The 17,589-nt window shown below is 74.7% G+C and carries 15 protein-coding genes and 1 rRNA gene; 14 read left to right on the plus strand and 2 right to left on the minus strand.

Translation table 11 applies throughout. The features are described 5' to 3' along the window. The first annotated feature begins 7 nt into the window (after window positions 1-7). Window positions 8-124, plus strand: a 5S ribosomal RNA gene (rrf, locus tag AC0AIB_RS21955). A 90-nt stretch (window positions 125-214) separates the two neighbouring features. Here rrf and AC0AIB_RS21960 read toward each other — a convergent pair. Further along, the gene (locus tag AC0AIB_RS21960; protein ID WP_465097388.1) at window positions 215-1,801 is read right to left on the minus strand and encodes a hypothetical protein; all 1,587 of its coding nucleotides are present in this window, start codon (window positions 1,799-1,801) and stop codon (window positions 215-217) included. On the opposite strand from AC0AIB_RS21960, the gene AC0AIB_RS21965 reads away from it, so the two are divergent. Beyond that, entirely contained in the window at window positions 1,760-2,764 is a 1,005-nt protein-coding gene (locus AC0AIB_RS21965; RefSeq protein ID WP_465097389.1) for a Replicase polyprotein 1ab, read from the plus strand. The genes AC0AIB_RS21960 and AC0AIB_RS21965 overlap by 42 nt on opposite strands. After that, window positions 2,761-3,780: an HAD-IIA family hydrolase gene (locus AC0AIB_RS21970; RefSeq protein ID WP_465097390.1), complete on the plus strand. Its 1,020-nt coding sequence runs from the start codon at window positions 2,761-2,763 to the stop codon at window positions 3,778-3,780. Before AC0AIB_RS21965 ends, AC0AIB_RS21970 begins: the two co-directional genes overlap by 4 nt. 114 nt (window positions 3,781-3,894) lie before the next feature. On the opposite strand, the gene AC0AIB_RS21975 is transcribed toward AC0AIB_RS21970, so the two are convergent. After that, entirely contained in the window at window positions 3,895-4,230 is a 336-nt protein-coding gene (locus AC0AIB_RS21975) for an SCP2 sterol-binding domain-containing protein (RefSeq protein WP_465097391.1), read from the minus strand. A 111-nt stretch (window positions 4,231-4,341) separates the two neighbouring features. Here AC0AIB_RS21975 and AC0AIB_RS21980 point away from each other — a divergent pair, with 111 nt between their 5' ends. From AC0AIB_RS21980 to AC0AIB_RS22030, 11 genes are all read left to right on the plus strand, one after another. After that, on the plus strand, window positions 4,342-4,938 hold the full coding sequence (locus AC0AIB_RS21980; RefSeq protein ID WP_465097392.1) for a phasin family protein: 597 nt from the start codon (window positions 4,342-4,344) through the stop codon (window positions 4,936-4,938). A 22-nt stretch (window positions 4,939-4,960) separates the two neighbouring features. After that, a complete protein-coding gene (locus AC0AIB_RS21985; protein WP_465097393.1) occupies window positions 4,961-5,284 on the plus strand; it encodes a hypothetical protein in 324 nt (107 codons plus the stop codon). Between the two features lie 22 nt (window positions 5,285-5,306). Beyond that, window positions 5,307-6,152, plus strand: a complete 846-nt coding sequence (locus AC0AIB_RS21990; RefSeq protein ID WP_465097394.1) for a TlyA family RNA methyltransferase — start codon at window positions 5,307-5,309, stop codon at window positions 6,150-6,152. Between the two features lie 109 nt (window positions 6,153-6,261). Beyond that, window positions 6,262-7,146 (plus strand): NAD kinase, encoded by an 885-nt coding sequence (locus AC0AIB_RS21995; protein ID WP_067313367.1) that lies wholly within the window; start codon window positions 6,262-6,264, stop codon window positions 7,144-7,146. 151 nt (window positions 7,147-7,297) lie between these two features. Beyond that, window positions 7,298-9,055: a DNA repair protein RecN gene (gene recN / locus AC0AIB_RS22000; RefSeq protein ID WP_328348355.1), complete on the plus strand. Its 1,758-nt coding sequence runs from the start codon at window positions 7,298-7,300 to the stop codon at window positions 9,053-9,055. Between the two features lie 119 nt (window positions 9,056-9,174). Further along, window positions 9,175-10,353 (plus strand): putative cytokinetic ring protein SteA, encoded by a 1,179-nt coding sequence (gene steA / locus AC0AIB_RS22005; protein ID WP_328348353.1) that lies wholly within the window; start codon window positions 9,175-9,177, stop codon window positions 10,351-10,353. Between the two features lie 27 nt (window positions 10,354-10,380). Further along, the gene (locus AC0AIB_RS22010) at window positions 10,381-11,316 is read left to right on the plus strand and encodes a copper transporter (protein ID WP_328348351.1); all 936 of its coding nucleotides are present in this window, start codon (window positions 10,381-10,383) and stop codon (window positions 11,314-11,316) included. Between the two features lie 58 nt (window positions 11,317-11,374). Then, complete coding sequence (locus tag AC0AIB_RS22015; RefSeq protein WP_465097395.1) at window positions 11,375-12,241, plus strand: hypothetical protein; 867 nt, start codon at window positions 11,375-11,377, stop codon at window positions 12,239-12,241. 1 nt (window position 12,242) lies between these two features. Next, complete coding sequence (gene murJ, locus AC0AIB_RS22020; protein ID WP_465097396.1) at window positions 12,243-13,913, plus strand: murein biosynthesis integral membrane protein MurJ; 1,671 nt, start codon at window positions 12,243-12,245, stop codon at window positions 13,911-13,913. After that, complete coding sequence (locus tag AC0AIB_RS22025; RefSeq protein WP_328348347.1) at window positions 13,910-15,130, plus strand: glycosyltransferase family 4 protein; 1,221 nt, start codon at window positions 13,910-13,912, stop codon at window positions 15,128-15,130. The genes murJ and AC0AIB_RS22025 overlap by 4 nt, the downstream gene beginning before the upstream one ends. Further along, on the plus strand, window positions 15,130-17,532 hold the full coding sequence (locus AC0AIB_RS22030) for a hypothetical protein (RefSeq protein ID WP_328348346.1): 2,403 nt from the start codon (window positions 15,130-15,132) through the stop codon (window positions 17,530-17,532). Before AC0AIB_RS22025 ends, AC0AIB_RS22030 begins: the two co-directional genes overlap by 1 nt. Window positions 17,533-17,589: the final 57 nt, after the last annotated feature.

Below are 17,589 nucleotides of genomic sequence, written 5' to 3' on the forward strand. Positions count from 1 at the left end.
ATAGAGTTACGGCGGTCATGGCGGAGGGGAAACGCCCGGTCACATTCCGAACCCGGAAGCTAAGCCCTCCAGCGCCGATGGTACTGCACTCGGGAGGGTGTGGGAGAGTAGGACACCGCCGGACAACTTTCCAGTCGAGGGCCGCCCCAACCGGGTCGGCCCTCGACTGCGTCGCGCCGTTGGTGGCGCAATCAGGAAGGATGTACCTGTGAGTTCAGGACCGCAGGGCGGAGATCGTCCGCGCCGTTACGAAGACCGCTCCGACCGGCCCCAGCAGCGGGACGCCGGCCCCCGTCGGGACGACCGTCCCCCGTACCGGGGCGACCGCGACGACCGCGGCACCTCGCAGGGTGGACCTCGGGGCGGCGACCGGCGCGAGGAGGGTTTCCGCTCGGGCCCCCGTACCGGTGACTCCCGGCCCGGTGGTTTCCGTTCCGGTGGCGACTCCCGCGACGGCGGTTTCCGTGGCGGGGACCGCCGCGAAGGCGGTTTCCGACGCGATGCTGACGCCCCTCGAAGCGGTGGGTTCCGCAGCGGCGACCGGCGTGAGGGCACCGGTTCCGGCGGCGATCGTCGTGACGGTAGCTACCGCGCGGGACCGCGTGAGGGCGGTTTCCGGTCGGGTCCGCGTGATGGTGATTCCCGTTCGGGTGGTTTCCGCCGGGACGGTGACTCGCGTGAGGGTGGTTTCCGTGGTGGGGACCGTCGTGATGATTCGCGTGGTGGTGACCGTGGTGGTTTCCGGTCCGGTCCGCGTGAAGGTGGTTTCGGCGGTGGCGACCGCCGTGAGGGTGGCTTCCGGGGCGGTGACTCCCGCGAGGGTGGCTTCCGTGGCGGGGATCGTCGGGAGGGTGGTTTCCGGGGCGGAGACTCGCGGCCCGGTGGCTTCCGCCGGGACGGTGACTCGCGTGAGGGTGGCTTCCGGGGTGGTGACCGCCGTCCCGGCGGTGGTGACCGGCGTGAGGGTGGGTTCCAGGGTGGTGACCGCCGTGAGGGTGGTTTCCGGTCGGGTCCGCGTGACGGTGATTCCCGTTCGGGTGGTTTCCGCCAGGGCGGTGACTCGCGTGAGGGTGGTTTCCGTGGTGGGGACCGTCGTGATGATTCGCGTGGTGGTGACCGTGGTGGTTTCCGGTCCGGTCCGCGTGAAGGTGGTTTCCGGGGCGGTGACTCCCGCGAGGGTGGCTTCCGTGGCGGGGATCGTCGGGAGGGTGCTGCCGGGGGTGAGCGTCGTCCGGGTGGTTTCGGCGGTGGCGACCGCCGTGAGGGTGGCTTCCGGGGTGGTGATTCCCGTGAGGGTGGCTTCCGGGGTGGTGACCGCCGTCCCGGCGGTGGTGACCGGCGTGAGGGTGGGTTCCAGGGTGGTGACCGCCGTGAGGGTGATTCCCGTTCGGGTGGTTCCCGCCGGGACGGTGACTCGCGTGAGGGTGGTTTCCGTGGTGGGGACCGGCGTGAGGGTGGGTTCCAGGGTGGTGACCGCCGTGAGGGTGGTTTCCGGTCCGGCCCGCGTGAGGGTGGTTTCCGGGGCGGTGACTCCCGCGAGGGTGGCTTCCGGGGCGCGGATCGTGGCGGTTACGACCGGCCGCGCCGCGACGACCAGCGAGGCGACGAGGACCGACGTCGCGAGGGCGGTTTCGGCCCCGATCGGGAGCGTCGGGACGAGGCCGACGGCCGATCGGCCGCGCCGGCGCTGCCGGACGAGATTGCCGCGAGCGACCTCGACACGGCCGTTCGGGCGGAACTCCTCTCGCTGAACAAGCCGGTGGCGGAGACCGTCGCACGACACCTGGTCGCCACCGGTCAACTGATCGACGAGGACCCGGTCGAGGCACTGGCCCACGCTATGGCGGCCCGGCGGCTGGCCTCGCGGATCTCCGCCGTACGCGAGGCGGTCGGTCTGGCCGCCTACCACGCGGGGGAGTGGCAGACGGCGATCGCCGAGCTGCGTACGTTCCACCGGATGACCGGGTTGCAGAGCCACCTGGCCGTGCTCGCCGACTGTGAGCGCGCCCTGGGGCGTCCGGAGCGGGCGATCGACCTGTTCCGGGGGGCCGACAACGACAAGCTCGACAAGGCCGTCGCGGTCGAACTGCTCATCGTCGCCGGCGGTGCCCGGGGGGACCTGGGGCAGAAGGACGCGGCCGTGGCGATGCTGCAGGTCCCGGAGCTGACCACCGACGTGGCCGAGCCGTGGACCGCCCGGCTGCGCTACGCGTACGCCGACGCGCTGCTCGCGGTGGGTCGCCGCGAGGAGGCCCGGGAGTGGTTCTCGCGCGCCGCCGACGTGGACACCGACGGTGAGACCGATGCCCCGGAGCGGCTGTTGGAGCTCGACGGCGTCGTCATCGAGGGCGACGACGAGGACGACGAGCCGGTCGAAGAAGCGGCCGCCGGCGCGCTGCCGGCCGGCGCGGACACCGGACTCGGGCGAACCCCCGGCGACCGCGACGAGGACGGTGACCGCGACGACGAGGGCGACTTCGACGACGAGGGCGACTTCGACGACGAGGACGACCGCGAGGACGGGGACGGGGACGGGGACGACGATCGTGACCGCGACGGGGACGGAAGCGACGAGGATCGCGGCGACCTCGACGACGACCGGCGCGACGGTGGGCGGGAAACCGCCGCCGACGAGACCGACGGCGGTACAGCGGATACCCGGCCCGGCACGATCGCGCGTCCGGCCGACACCGTCGACGACGTGACGACCCCGGCGGAGACCCGGCCGGTGGACGGGCGTGGGTCGGGGGCGGACCAGCGATGACCGAGGTCGCCGGGGACCGGCTGATCGACGGGTACGCTCTGGTCGTCTTCGACCTGGATGGGGTGGTCTACCTGATCGACCGGCCGATCCCCGGCGCGGTCGAGGCGCTCGGTGCGCTGCGGGCCGAGGGTCGGTCGGTGGCGTTCGCCACGAACAACGCCTCACGACGTTCGAGCGAGGTCGCCGACCTGCTCACGGGGATGGGTGTACCGGCCGACCCCGCGGAGGTTCTCACCTCTGCGGCGGCCGCCGCAGAGCTGCTGCGGGACCGGTTTCCCGGCGACGCTGCGGTGCTCGTCGTCGGTGCGGAGGCGCTGCGCGCCGAGATCCGCGCCGTGGGGCTCACCCCCGTCGACCGCGCCGACGCCGCGCCGGTCGCCGTCGTCCAGGGGTACGGGCCACAGGTGAGCTGGGTGGACCTGGCCGAGGCATCGGTGGCGATCCGGGCCGGGGCGACCTGGGTGGCCACCAACACCGACCGGACGCTACCGAGTGGGCGTGGCCCGCTGCCGGGTAACGGGTCGCTGGTGGCCGCCCTGCGGCATGCCCTGGACCGGGCACCCGACGTGGTGGTCGGCAAACCCGAGCCGGCGCTCTTCGCCACCGCTGCCAGACGCGCAGGCACCGGCCGGACGCTTGTGGTCGGTGACCGGCTGGACACCGACATCGAGGGTGCCCGCCGGGCCGGGCTGGACAGCCTGCTGGTGCTCACCGGCGTCAGCGACGTACCCGAGCTGTTGACGGCTGCCGAACAGCGGCGGCCGACCCACGTCGCGGCGGACCTGGCCGGGCTCTTCGACCCGGCGGCGGTGGTCCGGGTTCCCGGCGATCCACAGGCCGGCGGATGGTCGGCGACGGCGGTGGAGGGGGCGGTGGAGCTGCGCGGTGCCGGACGGCCGCTGGACGCCCTGGCGGCGCTCTGTGCGGTCGCCTGGTCGGCCGGCACCGGTGCGGACGTGCGACCGGCCTCACCGGAGGCGGAGCAGGTGCTGGCCGGGTTCGGCCTGGCCACCTGACCATCTCGACGATCTGACAGCGGGGCCCGGGGCGGCACCGACCCGACAACGGGCGGTGCCGCCCCGGCCTGTTGGCCGGCCCACCGCACCGCACCGGGGCGCCGGTGCCGCCACTCAGAGCAGCTTGCGCAGCTTCAGCAGGTCGAACGGGCTGGCCTTGATGGAGATCCGCCGGGCGGCGACCGCCTTGGTGACGTCGAGCTGACCATGCGTCAGGGCGACCAGATCGTCACTGGTGGTGATCAGCGCGATCTTCGCCTTCGGGTCGTCGCCGTCGGCGAGATCGCGCAGTCGACCACCGCTGATCCGGCCGTGGAAGGCCGTCTCCAGGTCGGTGAGCCGGCAGGCCAGGGTGCGATCCAGATCGATCTTGCCGGATGCCTCGGCGTGCCGGTCCAGGCGATCGGCAAGATCCCGCAGAGCCTGTCGGCACTCGTCCACGCTTGCCACATCGTCTCCCTCGTACCCGCCACGCCGTTTCCCGGCACCGTACCGCAATGGGCGACTCGGGGCGCCCGGTAGCGTGAGGGCCGCACACTGCCCCGGCGGAAGGACTCGGTCATGCAGGACGCGTGGCGCGCCTACCTGGAGCTGGCCCTGGGCCTGACGGAAGCGCCCCGGAAGAGGGCACAGGACACCGCCCGACGGTTGGTCGGTACGAGCGGCGCGACCGCCGGGCAACTCCAGGCGCTCGCCGAGGAACTCCTCGCCACCGGCGCGGCGAACCGGGAGGCGCTGACCAAGCTGGTCCGGTTCGAGGTCGACCGGGCACTCGGCGCGGTGGGCCTCGCCACCGCCGACGAGGTGGCCGAGCTGACCCGTCGGGTGCACGAGCTGGAACGGCAGCTCCGTGAGGCCAAGGGTGGGTCGACCGCGCTACGGGCCGCTGACGCCGCCCCCCACACCACCGTCCCGGCAACCGCGCCGACTCAGCCGGTTCCCGGGTCGGCGGCCGGCGGAGAGCCCGGTGCCGCCGACCCACCGGCCAGGGCCGTGGCGAAAAAGGCGGTGGCGAAGAAGGCCGTGGCCAAGAAGGCGGTGAAGAAGGCGGGAGCGGCATCCGCCGGGTCGGGCCCGCTCGACGAGGGCGCACCGCCGCCGTCCCGGCCGGCCAGGAAGGCCGCCCCCGGCCGACGGGGCGCAGGCGGTGCCGAGTGAACGACGTCCCCCGGAGCCGGTCGTGACCGGCCCGGTCCGTCCGGCCCCGCCGCCGCCCGGCAGGCCCGGCCCGCCGCCGCCCGGCAGGCCCGGCCCGCCGCCCGCCGGCCGCCAGGCCCCGCCGCCGCACACCCCCCGGCCGGTTCCACCGCACGCCCCCCGGCCCGTTCCGCCGCCGGTCGTCGAGTCGGACGAGGGCGGCGACGACGCCCGGCACCCGGCCGTCGACGCCGCCGTCCGGGCGATGGCCAACGCCGAGGGCCTACCACCGGCCGACCAGATCGCCCAGTACGAGGCGGCGTACCAGACGCTGCGGGAAACCCTCGCCACCATCGACCAGGCCTGACCGGACCGGAGAGAACCGCCTCATGGCACGTCGTACCCGACTCGACGCCGAAATCGTCCGTCGCGGCCTGGCCCGTTCCCGTGAACAGGCCGCCGCGCTGATCGAGGCCGGCCGGATCCAGCTGCGCGGGGTGCCCGCGCGCAAGGCCGCCGCGATGGTCGACCCGGCCGATCCGCTGCTGGTCACCGGGGCGGACCCGGCCGACGAGTACGTCTCCCGGGGCGGCCACAAGTTGGCCGGTGCGCTCGCCGCCTTCGCCCCCGCCGGGTTGACCGTGGCCGGTCGGAGGTGCCTGGACGCCGGGGCGTCGACCGGGGGATTCACCGACGTGCTGCTGCGCGCCGACGCGGCCGAGGTGGTCGCCGTCGACGTCGGCTACGGCCAGCTCGCCTGGTCGCTGCGTACCGACGAACGGGTGCGGGTGCTGGACCGCACCAACGTGCGCACCCTCACCCCGGAGGTGATCGGCGGGACTGTCGACCTGACCGTGGCCGACCTGTCGTTCATCTCGCTGCGGTTGGTGCTGCCCGCGCTGGCCGGCTGCACCCGTACCGACGGGGACCTGGCGCTGATGGTCAAGCCGCAGTTCGAGGTCGGCAAGGAGCGGGTCGGTGCCGGCGGCGTGGTCCGAGATCCGGCGCTGCGGGCCGAGGCGGTGCTCGCGGTGGCGGCGAGCGCCGCGGGGCTCGGGCTGGGCCTGGCGGACGTGGCGGCCAGTCCGCTGCCGGGTCCGAGCGGCAACGTCGAGTTTTTCGTATGGTTACGCCGGGATGCGCCGGCGGCCGACCCCGAGCGGGTGCACGCCGTGGTGGTCGCCGGACCGGTCGGCCCCGGGCCGGACGCGGCGTCCGGGAAGGTGGCAGGGTGAGCGTGGTGGGCGACGTCGGGACGGTGTCCCGCGAGGGTGGACGGGAGGCGGGTCCGGTGGACCTCAGCGAGGACCTGGCCGACCGGGTGCGGGACGGGCGGTGGCACCGGTGAGCCGGACCGCGTTGCTGGTGACCCACACCGGGCGGCGACGGAGCACCGAGCACGCCCGGGCGGTCGCCGCCGACCTGATCGCGGCCGGGTTCGAGGTACGGGTGGTGGCCGAGGAGGCCGAGGACCTGGACCTGCCCGGGGTGGTGCCGATGGCCGGGCTGCGGGCCGCCGAGGGGGCCGAGATCGTCTTCGCGCTCGGCGGGGACGGCACCTTCCTGCGCGCCGCCGAGCTGGCCCGCCCGGCGAAGGTGCCGCTGCTCGGGATCAACCTGGGCAAGGTGGGTTTCCTCGCCGAGGCGGAGATCGACGATCTCGACACGGCCGTACGGGACGTCGTCGGGCGCAACTACACAGTGGACGAACGGCTGACCCTCGATGTCACCGCCGAGTTCGACGGTGGTCCGACCATCGAGTCGTGGGCGCTCAACGAGATCAGCGTCGAGAAGGGCGAGCGCGCCCAGATGCTGGAGCTGCTTGTCGACGTGGACGGTCGACCGCTGTCCCGCTACGGCTGCGACGGCGTGGTCTGCGCCACCCCCACCGGCTCCACCGCGTACGCGTTCTCCGGTGGGGGGCCGGTGGTCTGGCCGGAGGTGGAGGCGTTGCTGCTGGTGCCGATCAGCGCGCACGCGCTGTTCAGCCGTCCGCTGGTGACCGCGCCCACCTCGACGTTCGTCATCACCGTCGATCCGTTCACCACCCTGGCCGTGCTCTGCTGTGACGGCCGGCGCGTCTACGACCTGCCGCCGGGCGCCACGGTGACGGTGCGTCGGGGCGCCCTGCCGGTGCGGGTCGTACGGTTGCGGGACCGGCCGTTCACCGATCGGTTGGTGGCCAAGTTCGACCTGCCGGTGCAGGGCTGGCGGGGCAGCCGCCGCTGAGCCCGCCCGGTGGCGGTGTGTTCGTCGTCGCCCCGGGTGCCGCCCACCAGCGGCGCTGCCCCGGCGGCCGGCACGGTGGATCGTTCCCGGCCGCGACGCTCGCCCGTGCCGGCTGGTCAACTGTCGCAGCACGCGTCTACTGTCGGGTGCTGTGCTGGAAGAGCTGCGGATCACCGGACTGGGCGTCATCGAGGACACCACCCTGCCGCTGGCCGGCGGGATGAACGTCATCACCGGTGAGACCGGTGCCGGCAAGACGATGGTGGTGACCGGCCTCGGCCTGCTGTTCGGCGGTCGGGCCGACGCGGGTCGGGTGCGGGCCGCGCCGGGGCGGGCCACCGTCGAGGGGCGGTTGCGGCTCGGTGGCCGGGTCGCCGACGTGGTGCACGCCCGGATCGTGGACGCCGGTGGCGGGCCCGACGAGGACGGCTCGCTGCTGATGAGCCGTACGGTGACCGTGGAGGGGCGGTCCCGGGCGCACCTGGGCGGCCGGAGCATGCCGGTGTCGATGCTCGGCGAGGTCGGCGAGCAGGTGGTGGCGGTGCACGGTCAGTCCGACCAGTTGCGGTTGCTCCGCCCGGCCGAGCAGCGGGCCGCGCTGGACCGGTTCGCCGGCCCCGGGCACGAGAAGCTCGTCGACGCGCTGCGGGAGGCGTACGGGCGGTGGCGGCAGGTGGTCGACGACCTGGCCGACCGGCGCAGCAACGCCCGGGCCCGGCACCAGGAGGCCGACCTGCTGCGGCTGGGCCTGGACGAGATCACCCGGGTCGACCCGCAGCCCGGCGAGGACGACGAGCTGAAGACCGAGGCGCAGCGGTTGGAGCACGCCGAGGGGTTGCGGACAGCCGCGCAGCTGGCCCAGCAGTGCGTGGCCGGAGGGGTGGAGGCGACCGACGACACCCCGGACGCGACGGTGCTGCTCGGCACGGCCCGCCGCACCCTGGAGGCGCAGGCCGGCACCGACCCGGCGCTGGGTGAGCTGGCCGGCCGGCTGGAGGAGGCGGCCACCCTGGTGGCCGACGTGTCGGCGGAGCTGTCGACGTACCTGGCGGTGCTGGACGCCGATCCGGCCCGGTTGCAGACCGTCTACGAACGGCGGGCGGCGTTGCGGGCGTTGACCCGCAAGTACGCCGACGACGTCGACGGGGTGATCGCCTGGGCCGAGCGGGCCCGGACCCGACTGTCCGACCTGGACACCTCCGACGACGTGCTCGACGAGCTGGACCGGGAGGCCCAGCGTCTCGCCGGTGAGGTGGCCGAGTTGGCCGGTCGGCTGTCGGCTTCCCGGCAGGAGGCGGCGGTCCGGTTCGCCGAGCAGGTGACAGCGGAGTTGGCCGGGCTGGCCATGCCGCACGCCCGGATCGAGGTGGCGGTGCTGCCCCGGCCGGCCGGTCGGTCCGAGCCCACGCTGACGGTCAACGGGGTCGGGTGCGGGGTCGGTCCGGACGGCGCCGACGAGGTGGAGTTGCGGTTGCTGGCCCACCCCGGGGCGCCGTCGCTGCCGTTGCAGCGGGGTGCGTCCGGTGGCGAGCTGTCCCGGGTGATGCTCGCCATCGAGGTGGTGTTCGCCGGTTCCGGTGGCCCGCCGACCCTGGTCTTCGACGAGGTCGACGCCGGGGTGGGCGGCCAGGCGGCGGTGGAGATCGGTCGACGGTTGGCCCGGTTGGCCCGCAGCCACCAGGTGCTTGTGGTGACCCACCTGCCACAGGTGGCCGCGTTCGCCGACCGGCACCTGGTGGTGGCGAAGGACACCGGGGGCGCGGTGACCACCAGCGGTGTGCGGGTGGTGGAGGACACCGAGCGGGCCCGGGAGCTGGCCCGGATGCTTGCGGGTTTGCCGGATTCGGATCTGGGTATCGCCCACGCCGAGGAGCTCCTGGCCGTCGCGGCGAAGGAAAGGCGGCCCTGAGCGCGACGATTGTGAGCGGAGGCACACCGGCCCGCGCTCCGGTGTGCTTCCCTGGGTAGGCGGCCCTGCTCAGGCATGTCGCGCTGGAAATGCCTGCTTCCCATGCCAGGATGGTCACGATGCGTCTACCCACGTTGCGCCGGACCCGGAACGCGGAACCGGACTCAGTTCTCGGCACCGCACGTCTGGACCGCCGTACCAAAAGGCTGGTCGGCCGGCTCCGCCCCGGTGACATCGCGGTGATCGACCACGTCGACCTGGACCGGGTCGCGGCCGACTCGCTTGTCGCGGTCGGGGTCGCCGCGGTGCTCAACGCCAAGCCGTCGGTCTCCGGCCGGTATCCCAACCTCGGCCCCGAGGTGCTCATCGGTGCCGGCATCCTGCTCCTGGACGACCTCGGCGAGGGGGTCTTCGAGCGGCTCCGGGAGGGCGACACCGTCCGGATCGAGGGCAACACCGTCTTCGCCGGCGACGAGCCGGTGGCGCACGGTGACCTCCAGGACGCCGAGACGGTCGCCAAGGCGATGGCCGACGCCCGGGAGGGCCTGTCGGTGCAGTTGGAGGCGTTCGCCGCCAACACGATGGACTACCTGCGCCAGGAACGGGACCTGCTGCTCGACGGGGTGGGCGTCCCGGAGATCCAGACCCAGGTGCAGGGTCGACACTGCCTGATCGTGGTCCGGGGCTACGACTACAAGGCCGACCTGGACGTGCTGCGCCCGTACATCCGGGAGTTCAAGCCGGTGCTGATCGGCGTGGACGGCGGTGCGGACGCGCTGGTCGAGGCGGGCTACACCCCCGACATGATCATCGGGGACATGGACTCGGTCACCGACGACGTGCTGCGGTGCGGCGCCGAGGTGATCGTGCACGCCTACCCGGACGGCCGGGCGCCCGGCCTGGCCCGGGTCAACGGCCTCGGGGTTCCGGCGATCACCTTCCCGGCCGCCGCCACCAGCGAGGACCTCGCCATGCTGCTGGCCGACGAGAAGGGCGCCTCGCTGCTCGTCGCGGTCGGCACCCACGCCACCCTCGTCGAGTTCCTGGACAAGGGGCGCGGCGGGATGGCCTCCACCTTCCTCACCCGGCTCAAGGTCGGCGGCAAGCTGGTCGACGCCAAGGGCGTGAGCCGGCTCTACCGGCAGAACATCTCCGGTTCGTCCCTGCTGCTCCTGGTCCTGTCGGCGATCGCCGCGATGGCCTCCGCCGTGGCGGTCTCCACCGTCGGCAAGGCGTATTTGGGAGTGGTCTCCGAGTGGTGGGACAATTTCGTGTTCCAGCTCGGCCAGCTCTTCTAGCTCCCGATCGATCAAGAGGCTGCAAGCGTGATCAACTTCCGGTACCACGTGGTGTCCCTGACCGCGGTCTTCCTGGCGTTGGCGATCGGCCTGGTGGTCGGCACGGCCGCCCTCAACGGCCCGGTCGCCGACTCGCTCAAGGAGACCGTCAACTCGCTGCGCAAGGACAACCAGCAGATGCGCCAGTCGGTCAACAGCCTCCAGAAGGAGCTGGACCTCGAGGAGGACTTCGCCGCCGAGATGGCGCAGCTCTACCTGCCCGGCAAGCTCACCGGCAAGCGCGTGATGGTGCTCAGCCTGCCCACCGGCCGGGAGCACACCGAGGGCGTGCTGAAGATGCTCCAGACCGCCGGGGCCACCGTGACCGGCCGGGTCGACGTGCAGGACAAGTTCATCAACCCGGACAACAACACCAACCTGATGGAGCTGGCCGTCACCGCCGCCCGGCCCACCGCGCCCGCCTCGGCGCTGCCCGGCAACGGCAACGGCGTGGAGACCTCCAGCGCCCTGCTGGCCAGCGTCCTGCTCGACCGCCCGCAGGGCACCCCGGTGGTGACCGAGGCCGACCGGCGGGCGGTGCTGGCCGCGTACGCCAACGCCGGGTACCTCACCAGCGAGGAGAAGGTCACCGGCCCGGCGGAGGCCGTGGTGGTGGTCAGCGGGCAGCCCTACGTCGACAAGGACTCCGCCAAGAAGGACGAGTCGATGGTGAAGATCGCCGAGCAGTTCGACCGCACCGGCGCGATAGTCGTCGGCGGCAACGGCTCCGCCGGGGGCAACCTGGTGGCCGTGGTCCGGGGCGACCCGGTGCTCGCCCAGACCATCTCCACCGTCGACAACGCCAACACCGTGCAGGGGCAGCTGGTCACCAGCCTGGCCCTGGTCCAACAGCTCACCGAGAAGCGGGCCGGTCAGTACGGCGTCGGCGACAACGCCACACTGGTGCCTAGACTGCCCCAGTGAGCGAACGACGTACCCCGGTGACCGGTAACCACCCGACCGCCCCGTCCGGCGGCGTCGCATGAGCGGGCTCGGGCGGCTGCTCGCCGCCGCCGCCGGAGCCGCCGCCGCCCGGTACGCGCTGCGGGAGATCCGTACCGCGCCGGTCGGGCCGGCTCTGGAACGCACCAACTTCCGGGGCCGTACCGTCAGCCTCGCTGCCGGGCCGGCGCTGGCCGTCGGGGCGTCCGGCGCCGGGGCGCTCGGCGCCGCAAGCGTCCCGGCCGGTGCGGCGGCGCTCGTCGCCGGCCTCGGCGCGGGCGCGGTCGGCCTCTACGACGACGTGGTCGGTGCCCGGCCGGAGCAGAAGGCCGCCAAGGGCTTCGCCGGTCACCTCGCCGCCCTGCGTGCCGGCCGGGTCACCGCCGGCCTGGTCAAGGTCGCCGGGGTGGGCGCGGCCGGGCTCGCCGCCGCCGCGCTGCTCGCCGCCGACCCCCGGGTCGCCGCGCACCCCCGCCGGCAGCGCCACGGCTCCCTCGGTCGCACCGTCGACGTGCTGCTCGGCGCGGGCGTGGTGGCCGGCACCGCCAACCTGCTCAACCTGCTCGACCTGCGTCCCGGCCGGGCGTTGAAGTCGGGCGTGCTGCTCGGCGTCCCGCTGGCCGGTGGTCCGCACGCCGGCATCGCCGCCGGCGCGGTCGGCGCCGCCGGTGGGCTGCTCGGCGAGGACCTGGGCGAACGGGTGATGATCGGCGACAGCGGGGCCAACGCGCTCGGCGCGCTGCTCGGCGTGGCGCTCGCCGCCCGGACCGGGCCGCTCGGCCGGGCCGGTCTGCTCGCGGTGCTCGCCGGCCTCACCGCGGCCAGCGAGAAGGTCAGCTTCACGGCGGTCATCCAGCGCACCCCGGTGCTGCGGGAACTCGACGCGCTGGGTCGGCGATCCGACTGACGTGACCAGACCGGCACCCCTCGCCGGCGCCGGTCGGGTGGCCGGCGCCGCCGCCCTCATCGCCGTACTCACCGTCCTCGCCCGGCTCGCCGGGTTCGGGCGTACCGCCGTGTTCACCTGGGTGGTCGAACGCAGCGACCTCGGCGGCATGTACGTGATCGCCAACACCGTTCCGAACATCATCTTCGAGATCGTCGCCGGTGGGGCGCTGGCGAGTCTCGTCGTACCGCTGCTGGCCGGGCCGGTCGCGGTCGGTGACCGGCGGGCGGTGGCCGCCACCACCGGCGCGCTGCTGACCTGGACGGTGACCCTGCTGGTGCCGCTCGCGGCGCTGGTGGCGCTCTTCGCCGACCCGATCGTCGCGGTGATCTCCGACGGGCGCTCCCCGGCCGAGCTGGCCGCCGGGGCGCGGATGCTGCGGGTCTTCGCCCCGCAGTTGCCGCTCTATGGCATCGGGATCGTGCTGACCGGGGTGCTCCAGGCGCACCGCCGGTTCGCCTGGCCGGTCGTCGCGCCGTTGCTGTCCAGCCTCACCGTCGTGCTGGTCTACCTCGTCTTCGGGGCCACCCAGGGGCGGGACGCGAGCATCGCCCAGGTGAGCCGGGCCGGGGAGCTGGTCCTCTCCGGCGGCACCACCCTCGGTGTGGTGGTGCTGTCGCTGTCGCTGTTGATCCCGCTGCGCCGGCTCGGGCTGGCCTGGCGGCCCGGCTACGCCTTCCCCGCCGACGCCCGGGCCCGGGTCGGCGGGCTCGCCGTCGCCGGGGCGGTCACCGTCACCGCCCAACAACTCGCCCTGGTGGTCATCCTCAACCGGATCTCCGGCGGCCCGACCGAAGCCCCGCAGGTCTACAACCTCGCCCAGACCATGTACCTGCTGCCCTGGGCGGTGCTCGCGGTGCCGCTGGCGGTCGCCGCGTATCCGGGGCTGTCGGCCGCTGCGGCCACCGGCGACGAGCGCGGCTACCGCACGACGGTCGCCGCGACCACCCGGGGGGTGCTGCTGTGCAGCTTCCTCGGCGCGGCGGCCCTGATCGGCACCGCCGAACCGGTCGGCCGGTTCTTCCCGCTCGGCGCGGAGCCGACCGCCGCCGCCATCGCCGGGTTCGCCCCCGGGCTGGTCGGCTATGGGCTCTTCGCGGTGCTGTCCAGGGCGCTCTACGCCCGGGGCACCACCCGGGTGGCGACCGCCGCCATCACCACCGGTTGGCTGGTGGTGCCGCTGGTCGCCGTACCGCTGGCGGCGCTGCTGCCGCGCGCCGACCGGGTGCTGGCCGTCACCCTGGCCAACTCCGTCGGCATGCTGGTCCTCGGGGTGCTGCTGGTCGGCGCGGTGCTCCGCGCCGCCGGTCGGGCCGCCCTCGCCGGTTGCGGTCGGGCTGCCCTCGCCGGTCTGCTGGGCGCGCTGCTGGCCGCCCCGGCCGGCGTCCTCACCGCCCGCCTGCTCGCCGGCGACGGCACCCCGACGACAGCGGGAGCATTCGTTCAGGGCATGCTGTCCGGGGCCGTGGTCGGTGTGCTGTTCCTCGCCGTGGCCTGGCTGGCGGACCGGCGGGACGTCGGGCCGCTGCTCGCCGGCGTACGTCGTCGGCTGGGCGGCCGGCGACCGGCGGGTGCCCCGCAGGACGGCGTTGCCGGCAACGCCGGTGACGGGAAGGAGACCCGCTCCCCATGACCCACGCGACGCCCGCCCCCGACCCCCGGGGCACTGTGGTGCTGCTGCTCGCCTCCAGCACCGGCGGGGTGGGGCAACACGTGCGGTCGGTGGCCCGGGGGCTCGTCGAGGCCGGCCAACCGGTGCTGGTCTGCGGCCCGGCCGCCACCGGCGAGCAGTTCGACTTCGCCGCCACCGGGGCCCGGTTCACGCCGGTGGAGATCTCGGCCAACCCCACCCCCGCCGACGCCCGCGCGGTCACCGCGCTGCGCCGGGCGCTGGCCGACGTGGACGCCCGGGTGGTGCACGCCCACGGGCTGCGCGCCGGGCTGGTCGCGGCGCTCGCCCGGCCCGCCGCCCCGCTCGTGGTCACCTGGCACAACGCGGTGCTCGCCGGAGGGCTGCGCGGACGGCTGTCCCGGCTCGCCGAACGGGTGGTCGCGCGGTCCGCCCGGGTCGCCCTGGGGGCCTCCGCCGACCTGGTGGACCGGGCTGCGGCGCTGGGTGCCACCGACGCCCGGCTCGCCCCGGTCGCCGCGCCGGCCCTGCCCGCCCCACGTCGCCGCCGCGCCGCCGTCCGCGCCGAGTTCGGCGTCGCCGGTGATCGGCCGCTGGTGCTCTCCGTCGGCCGGCTGCACCCGCAGAAACGCTACGACGTGCTCGTCGACGCCGCCGCCCGGTGGCGTACCCGTACGCCGCCGCCGGTGGTGGTGATCGCCGGCAGCGGCCCGGCGTACCTGCCGTTGGCCGCCCGGATCTCCGCCGCCCGCGCCCCGGTGACCCTGCTCGGGCACCGCACCGACGTGGCGGACCTGCTCGCCGGTGCCGACCTGGCGGTGGTGACGAGCGACTGGGAGGCCCGGCAACTGTTCGCCCAGGAGGCGCTGCGGGCCGGCGTACCGCTTGTGACGACCGCCGTCGGTGGGCTGCCCGAGCTGGTCGGCGACGGCGCGCTGCTGGTCCCGCCCGGCGACGTCGACGCGGTCGACGCGGCCGTCCGGTCGCTGCTGGACGACCCGAGCCTGCGTGCCGACCTGGCCCGTCGGGGCGCCGCCCGCGCCGCCGGCTGGCCCACCGAGGCGGACACCGTCGCCGCGCTGGGTGCCCTCTACGCCGAACTCGACGCCGGCCGTGCCGATCGCCGCGACGACGCCGGGCACGCCCGGCCGGCCGGGCGTGGCGACCAGGTCGGGCCGGCGGCGCCCGGCACCGACACCCCCTCGACGGGACGCGCCTGATGCTGCGCAGATTCACCCCGGTCCTGCTCACCCTGATCGTGGTGGCGCTCGGCGTGACCGCGTTGGCCGCCCGCCCCGACAGCAGCCCACCCCGGCGCACCGCCGACTACGTGGTCCTCGTCGGAGTGGCGGGGTTGCGCTGGTCCGACGTCGACCCGCAGCGGACCCCGGCGCTGTGGCGAATGGCCCAGCGGGGCTCCATCGGCTCGCTGTCGACCCGCTCCGCGCACCGTCCGACCTGCCCCGTGGACGGTTGGCTCACCCTCGGCGCGGGCAGCTACGCCGGTTGGAACGGCAACCGCCAACCGGGCGGCTGTCCGCCGGCAGAGGTGACCGTCGAACAGCCCGACGGGATCGGCGCCAACCTGCCCGACCAGGAGAGCGTGGTCGCGTACAACGCCGACCGGCAGCCGTGGGGCACGGTGCCCGGCTCGCTGTCGGAGTCGGTGCGCTGCTCGGTGGCGGTCGGCCCGGGCGCCGCCGTCGCCGCCGCCCGTCCCTTCGGCCGGGTCGACCGGTACGCCCCGGCGCTGCCGGCCGACCCGGCGGAGCTGCTCGGCTCCTGTGTGCTGAGCATCGTCGACCTGGGCACGGTCAGCGGCACGGATCCGGCCGACCGGCAGGCGCAGGCCCGCCGCGCCGACGAGGCGCTGGCGAAGGTGCTCGCCGCCCGGCCGGAACGCTCCCTGGTGTTGGTCGCCGGGGTGTCCGACACCGAGGCTCCGGCCCGGCTGCACGTCGTCGTCGCCGACGGCCCCGGCTGGGAACACGGCTGGCTCACCTCGCCCAGCACCGGCCGGGAGGGCTACCTGCAACTGGTGGACCTGGCCCCGACCGCGTTGATCGCGTTGGGCCGGCCGATGCCCGAGCGGATCTTCCTCGGTCGTCCCGCCGTCAAGATCGACGATCGACCCGACGACCTGGCCACCGCGATCACCGCGCCCGCCGACGCCGACCGGGAGGCCGCCGCCCAGCGGGCCGTGGCCGGCTGGTTCTTCGCCCTGCTCGCCGCGGCCCAGATCGCCCTCGCCGTCGCGGTCCTGCCGCTGTTGCGCCGGGCCCGCCGGCTCGCCGGCCCGCACAGCCCGCCGCCGGTGTCCCGCCGCATCGTGTCGACAGTGGAACTGCTGTTGATCGCCGTCGCCCTGGCGGTGCCCGCGGCCCTGCTCGCCGACGCGGTGCCGTGGTGGCGGGGCGACCACGCCGGCGCGTACTTCGCGGGGGTGACTGTCGCGCTGGTCGTCGGCGCGACCGCCCTGGTCCGGTTCGCCCCCGGCCACGACCGCACCCTCGGACCGCTCGGCGTGGTCGCCGGCCTGGCCACCCTGGTGGTCGGGGCGGACGTGCTCAGCGGTGCCCGGTTGCAGCTCAACGGGGTGGTCGGCTACTCCGCGCTGGAGGGCGGCCGGTTCTCCGGCCTCGGCACGGTGGGGCTCGGCGTCTTCCTCGCCGGTTCGCTGCTCAGCGCCGGCTGGCTCGCCCAGCGGGTCCGCCGGCAGTGGCGACCGATGGTGGTGGTCGCGGTGGGCGGACTGGCCGTGGTGGTGATCGGGAGCCCCTACCTGGGTGCGGACTCCATCGGTGCGATCGCGCTGACCGCCGGGGTGGCGGTGGCCGCCGCGATCAGCACCGGCGGCTGGCTGACGGTCAGTCGGCTGGTCTGGGCCACCATGGCCGGGCTGGCGCTGACCATCGGCTTCGCGGTGGTGGACCTGCGCCGGCCGGTGGAGGAACGGGGGGCGTTGGGCCGGTTCCTGACCGCACTGGGCGAGGGCACCGGCGGGCTGACCGTGCACCGGTCCAGCACGGCGAACTTCCAGACGTTGGTGAACAGCCCGTTGACCGTGCTGGCGGTGGTCGGCCTGCTGCTGGTCTGGTTCGCGTTGCTGCAACCCTGGGGCGGGTTGATGCGGTTGTTCGGCATCTACCCGGCGATCCGGGCGGCACTGGCCGGTACGGCGGTCGCGGCGGTCATCGCCGGACTGCTCGGCGGTTCCGCGCTGGACGTGGCCGGGGCGGCCGCGGCGCTGGTGGTGCCGATGGCGGCGCTGGCCTCGCTGCGGGTGCTCGACCACTCCACGGACCGCACCCTGCCCGATCCGGGTCACCCCCGGCCGGAGGGCCCGGCTGGACCACCCGGCGGTGCCCCGTCCGACGGCACCCCGCCCGGCGGACGGCCCGACGACGGCGGCGACCCGGTGGGGGACGGCGACGACCCGACCCCGGAGCACGCCCCACCGCCTGTGGCGTCGGACGGCGATCCGGCAGCTGGCCCGGGTGGGGACGGGGCCCGGCCGGCGGGGCGGGGTGGGGCGACGGTCCCCGCGGCACGGGTGCCCGGCCCGGCGGCTCCGGCGTCGACCGAGGTGGTGGCCGGTCGGCCCGGCGCGGGGCCCGGATAGCCCGGGATCGGGTGCGACGCCGGAGGGCCGCCGGGGAGGTGTTACCGTGGAGTCCCG

Source organism: Micromonospora sp. DSM 43699 (assembly GCF_055517075.1).

Excerpts from the sequence above, each read along its gene's own strand:
- AC0AIB_RS21970 (WP_465097390.1), top strand. The coding sequence starts at position 2,761 with ATGACCGAGGTCGCCGGGGACCGGCTGATCGACGGGTACGCTCTGGTC.
- AC0AIB_RS21980 (WP_465097392.1), top strand. The coding sequence starts at position 4,342 with ATGCAGGACGCGTGGCGCGCCTACCTGGAGCTGGCCCTGGGCCTGACG.
- AC0AIB_RS21990 (WP_465097394.1), top strand. The coding sequence starts at position 5,307 with ATGGCACGTCGTACCCGACTCGACGCCGAAATCGTCCGTCGCGGCCTG.
- steA (WP_328348353.1), top strand. The coding sequence starts at position 9,175 with ATGCGTCTACCCACGTTGCGCCGGACCCGGAACGCGGAACCGGACTCA.
- AC0AIB_RS22015 (WP_465097395.1), top strand. The coding sequence starts at position 11,375 with ATGAGCGGGCTCGGGCGGCTGCTCGCCGCCGCCGCCGGAGCCGCCGCC.
- AC0AIB_RS22025 (WP_328348347.1), top strand. The coding sequence starts at position 13,910 with ATGACCCACGCGACGCCCGCCCCCGACCCCCGGGGCACTGTGGTGCTG.
- AC0AIB_RS22030 (WP_328348346.1), top strand. The coding sequence starts at position 15,130 with ATGCTGCGCAGATTCACCCCGGTCCTGCTCACCCTGATCGTGGTGGCG.